The 5,246-nt window shown below is 73.6% G+C and carries 3 protein-coding genes; all 3 read right to left on the bottom strand.

What is annotated here, in order from left to right:
- On the bottom strand, positions 1 to 2,411 hold a 2,411-nt coding region (locus tag AC5LSR_RS15465), incomplete at its 3' end, for a glycosyltransferase family 2 protein (protein WP_493468612.1).
- 195 nt (positions 2,412 to 2,606) lie between these two features.
- A complete protein-coding gene (locus AC5LSR_RS15460) occupies positions 2,607 to 2,870 on the bottom strand; it encodes a WhiB family transcriptional regulator (RefSeq protein ID WP_250286478.1) in 264 nt (87 codons plus the stop codon).
- Positions 2,871 to 3,971: 1,101 nt separating this feature from the next.
- On the bottom strand, positions 3,972 to 5,246 hold a 1,275-nt coding region (gene cofH, locus AC5LSR_RS15455; protein WP_493465170.1), incomplete at its 5' end, for a 5-amino-6-(D-ribitylamino)uracil--L-tyrosine 4-hydroxyphenyl transferase CofH.

Below are 5,246 nucleotides of genomic sequence, written 5' to 3'. Positions count from 1 at the left end.
CCGCCCGCGCCCACCCCGGGCAGGGTGTCCGGGACGTCGACGGCCACGCCGGTGAGCCACCGCCACCCGGGTAGCAGGTCACGCCACGGCCACCACGGCAGGCTGGCGGCGACGGTCACGGCGAGTACCTGCGCCAGTCGGTGCGGCAGGCGCGGCCGGCGCAGCAGCACGACCGCGCCGGTAAGCCCGGCGATGGCGGACAGCAGCAGCGCCGGCGCGCAGGCGACCACGGCGAGCAGCCGGATCGCGAGCCGGCGGGCCGCAGGCCAGGTGGCGCGGCCGGTGCCCGGCTGCGCCACCAACGCGGCCGCGGCGGTGAGCACGCCGGGGAGCAGCACGAGCGCGAACAGCACGTCGACCCGGGCCGCGGCAACCGCCCAGATCATCGGCGGGGACAGCGCGTAGCCGGCCGCGGCTACGACCCGGACCGGCGTGCGTGGCGTGCGCGGCCCGCCGGTACCGGAAGCCCCACGGCCGGAGACCACTTCAGCGGCACCACCGCGGAAGACAGCGGTGGTGGGGACAGCGGTGGTGGGGACAGCGGTACCGGCAACGGCGCCGCCGGAGGCGGTACGGGCAGAAGCGCTACGGGCGGGGACGGTGCCGACAGGAACGGTACGGGCAGGAACACTGGCGGCACGACCCAGGTGGCCGCAGGCGGCGTAGGCGGCAAGAGCGGCCAGCGCCGGTCCGCCCAGCAGGACGACATCGGCCGCCAGCCACGGCCTGCCACCCAGCACGGTCGCGAGAACGGCCAGCGGCAGCAGCCACAGCCCGGCGTCCGTCGGCCCGGACACCGCGGGACCGGCGGACGCCGCTCCGGCGGCACCACCAGGCCACCCGGACAGGACGACCGACCACAGATCCCGGGCACCGTCGGGTAACGGCAGCGACACGTCCGTGCCGGGCAGCCGGCAGGCGGCCGTCCCCGGCCCCCATCCCGGCCCGAGCATGAAACGGGCCGCTATCAGGCTCACGACGGCCAGCGCCCCGGCGAGCGCCAGAGCCGGCCGCCCCGCCCAGGCCGGCGGGCCGTCACGGCCACGACGGCGGGCAGAAGAACGCGGGACGAGCGAAAGTGCGCGCAGGAACGTCCGGACCGCGCCCAGCGGCCCGCCCCGGGACGCGAGCAGCGGGCGTAACGTCCGACCGGGTACCCGCGCGGACGCCGCCCGGCTCCGGCGCGCCCGCCACAGCCAGCCGGGATGGCCCATCACCGCAACGGCCGCGGCGACCTCGTCCAGGCCCTGGCGAAGCCGGCCGCCGGCGGCCAGCGCGGCGCCACGCCCCAGCGCCGACGGCACGAGCCCAAGCCATGCCGGTACCAGCGGGCCGGCCGAGATGTTGGCCATCCGGACCCGCAGCTCCTCCCGCCGCAGGTCGCGGTAGCCATCCCGCCCGCTGGGGCCATCCCACTCGCTGGGGCCGCCCCGCCCGCTGGGGCCATCCCGCCCGCTGGGGGCGTCCCGCTCGCCGGGGCTGTCCTGTTCGCGGTGGTTGGCGGCACGTTCGCGGAGCCGCCGCCCGCGGACCGGGGCGCGGTGGCCGCCGGGACGGGCGACGTGGATCACCGCGGGCGGGACGACGACCACCCGCATCCCCGCGCGCCAGGACCGCCAGCAGAAGTCGAGGCCGGCGACGGCGCGTAGCCGCGGGTCGAACCCGCCGAGCCGCCGCCACGCCGGCCCGCGCACGAGCGCGCCCACGGCCGCGACCGCCAGAACGTCCCGGACGGCGTCGTGCTGGCCGGCGTCGATCTCGCCGGGGGCGATGCCGGTCACCCGGCGCCCGGCGCCGTCCACGGTGGCTCCGGCTTCGACGATCAGTGTCGGGTCGGCCCAGTCGAGCACCTTCGGGCCGAGCACGGCGGCGCTGGGATCCAGCGCCGCGTAGGTCAGCAGCCGCTCCAACGTGTCCGGAGCCGGTGCCGAGTCGTGGCACAACAGCCAGAGGAAGTCCGGTGTGCCGGTGGCCTGGCCTGCCTGGCCTGCCTGGTCCGTCCGGCTCGGCAGTGCCGCGGCCACGGCCGCCCCGTAGCCGGTGCCCGGCGGCATGGTGCGGACCGACACATGCGGGCCGTCCGGGATCCGCGCCCGGCGGGCCGTGGGCCCGCCGCCGACGTCCACCACGACGACCTGGTCGGGCCGGCGGGTCTGCTGGCCGAGCGCACGCAGCGTCTGTGCCAGGCCCGTCCCCGCCGCGACGCCCGGCGAGACATGATCGGAAAGTTCTCGGCCGGCCCCGCCCCGGTCGCGGCCGGCGGCCACCACGATCGCGACGACTTCGGCCGTGCCGTGCTCGCCTGCGGCCTGCCCGCCGGCGGGCCCGCTGGTGGCACGGCCCGGGTTGCCGGTGCCGGTGCCGGTGACCGGACGCCCGGCGTGCGGCGGGGACGGGCCGGTGGCTGTCACGCGACCGATGCCGGGCTACCGGCTTCCCCGCGGGGCCCGGACATCCCGGATCGATACGCGGACCATGGATCCGGTGGGCGGGCCGAAAACATGATCGTCCCAGCTTCGGCGGCCCGGCCTGGTCCGACGGATGTCAGGCACCGCCCGCACGATCGAAGATCCATCAGATGCGGACGAGGATCCATCGGAGGTGGTCTAGACCGCCTGCCGGCGTAGCCGGCGCCGCTCCCGCTCGGACATCCCACCCCAGATACCGAACCGTTCGTCCTTTTCGAGCGCGTATTCCAGGCACTCGCTGCGGACCTCGCATCCCGAGCAGATGCGCTTGGCCTCGCGGGTCGACCCGCCCTTCTCCGGGAAGAACGCCTCCGGATCGGTCTGGGCGCACAGCGCGCGCTCCTGCCACTCCGGTGAGTCCGCAAAGATGTCGTCAAGACCGAGAGTGACGACATTGGTCAGGCTCGCGCCGCGTGACTCACCGGCCACGGCACCGCCGGCCCGCGCGTCACCGGTGGTTGCGTCACCGGTCACCGCATCACCGGTCACCGCGTCACCGGCCCGCGACCGGCCGGCAGATGACCTTACCGATATCGATTCAGTGAATTCATCTTCTTCTTTGCCGTCATTACCATCATCATGAAAGTCAATATCAAAATCGACATCGAACTCGGCGGTGGTCAGCTCCCGGCCCTCGCGGCGGCCGGGATCCGGCCGCCCGGCCCACTCGGTGGCCGTGGGCTGCGCGGGCAGCCCGGCACGTGACCGGTGTGTTTCGGCGAGGACGATGTGGACGCCCGCGTCGGTGCGTTCCATGTGGACTCCTCCAGACCCGTCGCGGTGCGGTCGGCCACCCCCCGGGCGCCGGCGCGCAGGTGACTGGTGTCCACACCGGCTGGGCAGGCGCTTTACCGCACCTTCCCCACCGGCGGGGGAAATGACACGCCGGTAATTACACGCGCCGAAGACCGCCGCGTCAACCCCACCAGCGCAACATCCTCTACAACCAGCGATCAAACAATAGCTCACGGTAGCAGGACGCTGTTACAGAGGGTCCCCGTCCAGCGCACTGAGCGATATGCGAGAAGTCCCCGAGAGCCCTGACCGGGTCATCTTACCCTCCGAAATCAGATAAAGCCGACATCGACTGTCCTTCTTGTGACATCTCCTCCTATCTGCCGGACTTCCACTTTCGCGGATATCCGTCCGGACAGTAGCAACGAACATCGACAAACGGACATCGACAGTTGTCGGAGCCGCACCGGCCGCTGACACAGCCGCGATCAACCTGATGACCGGGCACCGTCGGGACGTCGACGGGACGCCGTCGGGACGCCATCGGGACGCCGTCGGACATCCGTCCACCGCCCATCCTGACGGGCGAGCAGGAGCGGCTGACAGGCGGGACCGGCTGACGGGCGGGCAGAACCTGCCCGTCACGCGACGGCACCTCCACCGGTCGTGATCCAGTGCAAGTGATCCAGTGAGAGCCCGGCGGAAGTATTGTCCAGCGGAACCACCGGCCGAGGTGCCACCGGACGAAAGTCAGGACTTCAGGCCCGGTCAGGAGACGATCGGCAGGGCCCTGCGCACGGCCCCGGCGCCGCCGGGAGGAAGATCCACGGCCGCGCCGGCCCCTCTGGCGGGGATGCGCGCGTCGGGGCGGCCATCACTCCGCGTGCCTGCGCCGACGTCCTGACGGGCCGCGGCCAGCCGCTCCGCCGGGACCGGCCCGTAGGTCGTCGTCCGCTGCCGCGCCGGCCGTCCGGCGGCGCGGGCCAGCGCCTCCAGCTCCGCGACGGAACGGGCCGACCCGTGCTGGGAGCCGGCCATCCGGCTGATGGTCTCCTCCATGAGGGTGCCGCCGACGTCGTTGACCCCGCCGCGCAGGACCTGCTCGCAGCCGTCCGGCCCGAGCTTCACCCAGGAGCACTGGATGTTGTCGATCGCGCCGTGCAGGAGCAGCCTGGCCATCGCGTGTACCGCCCGGTTCTCCTGCACGGTGGGGCCGGGCCGGGCCACCCCGGCCAGGTAGATCGGCGAGCTGTGGTGGACGAACGGCAGTGCCACGAACTCGGTGAACCCGCCGGTGGACTCCTGGATGCGGCGCAGCAGCCGCAGGTGGGCCACCCAGTGCGCCGGGGTGTCCACATGCCCGTACATCATCGTGGCGGACGACCGCAGGCCCACCTGGTGCGCGGTCGTGATGATCTCCACCCAGGCCGAGGCCGGCAGCTTGCCCTTGGTGAGCACCCAGCGCACGTCGTCGTCGAGGATCTCGGCGGCCGTCCCCGGGACCGAGTCGACACCGGCCTCGCGGGCCGCGGTCAGCCAGTCCCGGATGGACAGGCCGGTCCGGGTGACGCCGTTGACGACCTCCATCGGGGAGTAGGCGTGCAGGTGTATGCCGGGGACCCGGTTCTTGATCTCGCGGGCCAGGTCGAAATAGGCGGTCCCGGGCAGGTCCGGGTGGATGCCGCCCTGCATGCATATCTCGGTGGCGCCGGCCGCCCACGCCGCCTCGGCCCGGGTGCCGACCTCCTGCTGGGAGAGCGTGTAGGCGTCGGCGTCACCCCGCCGCTGCGCGAACGCGCAGAACCGGCAGCCGGTGTAGCAGACGTTCGTGAAGTTGATGTTCCGGTTGACGACGTAGGTGACGTCGTCACCGACAGCATCGCGCCGCAGGTCGTCCGCGAGCCGGCAGAGCGCTTCGAGCGCGGGGCCGGCCGCGCCGAACAGGACGAGGGCGTCGGCGTCGCTGATGCCCGCCGGATCGTCGGCGGCGTGCCGCAGCGCGGCTCTCATCTCGCCGTCGAGGCGCGGCGGCGCGGCGGCGGT

The organism is Protofrankia sp. CiP1_Cm_nod4 (assembly GCF_982290645.1).
The sequence above is the reverse complement of the archived record's forward strand: the minus strand, read 5'-3'. Positions and strand labels throughout refer to the sequence as shown.